This window comes from Streptomyces atroolivaceus, from assembly GCF_000717025.1.
Classification (GTDB): Bacteria; Actinomycetota; Actinomycetes; order Streptomycetales; family Streptomycetaceae; genus Streptomyces; species Streptomyces atroolivaceus.
Window position 1 is genome coordinate 1 of the sequence record NZ_JNXG01000043.1, and the last position, 3,325, is coordinate 3,325.

Annotated in this window: 2 pseudogenes; both read left to right on the forward strand. The window is 73.3% G+C overall.

Features of this window, described 5'->3' with window-relative positions:
* Nucleotides 1–54 precede the first annotated feature (54 nt).
* Nucleotides 55–1,173, forward strand: a pseudogene (locus OO67_RS40985) (polyketide synthase dehydratase domain-containing protein); the annotation flags it as partial.
* A 42-nt stretch (nucleotides 1,174–1,215) separates the two neighbouring features.
* A pseudogene (locus OO67_RS40990) lies at nucleotides 1,216–3,325 on the forward strand (type I polyketide synthase); the annotation flags it as partial.

Consider the following 3,325-nt stretch of genomic DNA (forward strand, 5'->3'; position numbering starts at 1 on the left):
GTGGGTGAGGGGGTGGTTGATGCGGGGTACTGGTATCGCAATCTGCGGCAGCCGGTGCTCTTCGCCGACGCGATCGGCACCCTCGTCCGCGAAGGGTTCACCGGGTTCGTCGAGGTCAGCGCGCATCCCGTCCTGGCGATGGGCATGCAGGAAGTCCTCGACGCGGCAGCGCGGGAAGCCGCCGTCGTCGGGACGTTGCGCCGCGACGACGGCGGTCTCGACCGCTTCCTGCGCTCCGCGGGAGAACTCTGCGCGCACGGCGTGGACGTAGAGTGGACCGCCGCCTTCCCGGACGGTGCCCGTGAGACCGACCTGCCCACGTACGCGTTCCAGCGGCAGCGGTACTGGCTGGACGGTTCGGCCGACAACGCGGTCGATCCCGCCTCCTTCGGTCTCACCCCCACCGGACACCCGCTGCTCGGCGCCGCGGTCACCCTCGCGGAGGGCGGCGCGCTCGCGTTCACCGGACGTGTCGACATGCGGACCCACCCGTGGCTCGCCGAACACGCCGTGACCGGCAACGTCCTCTTCCCCGGCACGGGTTTCGTGGAACTCGCCATCCGAGTGGCCGACGAGACGGGCGCGGGCGCGGTCGAGGAACTCACCCTCACCACTCCGCTCGTCCTTCCCACCACCGGCGGCGCCGACCTCCAGGTCATCGTCAACCCGGTCGCCGGGGACCGCCGCTCGTTCGCCGTGTACTCCCGCGCCGTCGGTGCCCTCCCCGACACCGCCTGGACCCAGCACGCCACTGGTCTTCTCGGCGAACCGGTTCAGCCCGGCGGGTTCAGCCTCGCGCAGTGGCCGCCGCCCGGCGCCGAGCCCGTCGACGTCAGCGACGCCTACGAGCGGCTCGCGGAGCGCGGCTACGCCTACGGCCCCACCTTCCAGGGCCTGCGCGCCGTGTGGCGGGCCGGCACCGACGTGTATGCCGAGGTCACCCTCCCCGACGACACCGATGCGAGCCGCTTCGGCATCCACCCCGCACTGCTCGACTCCGCACTGCACGCCATCGACTACGGCGAACTGACGGGGCCCGTCAGGGAAGGCGAAATCACCCTCCCCTTCTCCTGGAACGGCGTCTCGCTGTTCGCCCAGGGAGCGACCGCGCTACGCGTACGGCTCTTCCCCGCGGGGGAGGACTCCGTCGCCATCGAGGTCGCCGACGCGACCGGCGCCCCGGTCGCCTCCATCGAGTCGCTGATGACCCGCGTCATGGAGGAGGGGGCGGCCGGCCGCCACGCCGAGACGGAGCAGGACTCGCTGTACCGCATCGCGTGGAACGTACGCCCGGGCTCCTCGGCCCCTGCCTCGGTTCCCGCAGGCACCGGATGTGCCGTGCTCGGCACCGACCACTTCGGTCTCGCCGCAGCCTTCGGCACGCACGACGGGGCCGCGGCGGACACGCCGGCCACCGTCTTCCTGCCCGTCGCCGCGGGCGCCGGGCAGGCGGTCACGGACAGCGTGCACAGCACCGTCCAGGAGGTGCTCCGCCAGGTGCAGCGCCGGCTCGCCGACGAGCAGTTCGCGGACTCCCGGATCGTGGTCGTGACGCGCGCCGCCGTGGCCACCCAGGGCGAGGACGTCACCGGTCTGACGACGGCAGGGGTGTGGGGGCTCGTACGGGCGGCCCAGTGCGAGGAGCCCGGCAGATTCGTCCTGCTCGACCTCGACGATCAGCCCGTTCCGGCGGGGGACGTGCTTGCCGCGATCGAGGCAGGAGAGGAACAACTCGCGGTGCGCGCGGGCCGGGTGTATACCCCCGGCATCGTCCGTGCCGTATCGCCGGCTGAACCGGAAGCACCTGCACAGCCCGGCGGTACGGACGCGCAGGACGACGCCGGAAAACCCGCCCGGGCCACGCGCGGACAGCTGAACCCCGAAGGCACCGTCCTCCTCACCGGTGGCACGGGCGTGCTCGGCGCCCTCGTCGCCCGGCACCTCGTGACCGGTCACGGCGTGCGCCACCTGGTGCTCGTGAGCAGGCGCGGCGAGGAGGCGCCGGGTGCCGCGGAGCTCTGCACCGAGCTCGCGGACCACGGGGCACAGGTGACCGTCGCCGCCTGCGACGCCGCCGACCGCGACGCGATCGCACGGGTGCTCGCCGGGATACCCGACGCACACCCGCTCACCGCAGTCGTACACACAGCCGGCGTACTCGACGACGGGACGATCCCCTCCCTCACTCCGGAACGCACGGCGGCCGTGCTCCGCCCCAAGGTGGACGCCGCGTGGCACCTGCACGAGCTCACGGCCGACCGCGACCTGGCCGCCTTCGTGCTCTTCTCCTCCCTCGCCGGGACGCTCGACAACGCGGGCCAGGCCAGCTACGCCGCCGCCAACTCCTTCCTCGACGCGCTCGCCGCCCACCGGCGGGCCCAGGGCCGGCCGGGCACATCCCTTGCCTGGGGCTTCTGGCAGCAGCGCAGCGGACTCACCGGCCACCTCACGGACGCGGACACCGCGCGCCTGGCGCGCTCCGGCGACCTCGGCCTCACCGCGGAACAGGGCCTCGCCCTGTTCGACGCCGCCCTCCGCAGCGACGAGGCGCTGCTGCTCCCCGTCCGGCTCGACGCGGCGGCCCTGCGCGCCCAGGGCGCGGCATTGCCCGCCCTGCTGCGCGGGCTGGTGCCCGCGCCCGCACGGCGGATCGCCGCCGCGAACAGTGCCGGCGCCGCCGCCGGCTCGTCGGCGCTGGAGGCCACGCTCGCCGGGCTCCCCGAGCCGGAACGGGCGCGGTACCTCACCGACCTGGTACGCGAACACGTCGCCTCCGTGCTCGGCCACGGCAGTGCCGACGCCGTCGACCCGCACCGCGCCTTCAAGGACCTCGGCTTCGACTCGCTGGCCGCCGTGGGCCTCCGGAACCGCCTCGTCTCCGCCACAGGGCTGAAACTGCCCGCAACCCTGGTCTTCGACCACCCCAACTCCGAGGCCGTGGCCGCGCTGCTGCGGGAGAAGATCTCCCCGGACGGGTCGTCGGGTGCCGTGGCGCCCTCGGGTGTCGTGGTGGGTGCGGTGACGGGTGGTGGGGGTCCGGGGGATGACCCGGTGGTGATCGTGGGGATGAGCTGCCGGTATCCGGGTGGGGCGTGGGAGCAGTACGGGTGTCTTCGCCGGCCTGATGTATCACGACTACGCCGGGACGAGCACCGAAGGCAGCCTGGTCTCGGGGCGCATCTCCTACACGTTGGGGCTGGAGGGTCCTGCGATCACGGTCGACACCGCGTGCTCGTCGTCGTTGGTGGCGATGCACTGGGCTGCGCAGTCGTTGCGTTCGGGGGAGTGCTCGCTGGCGCTGGCCGGCGGAGTGACGGTGATGACC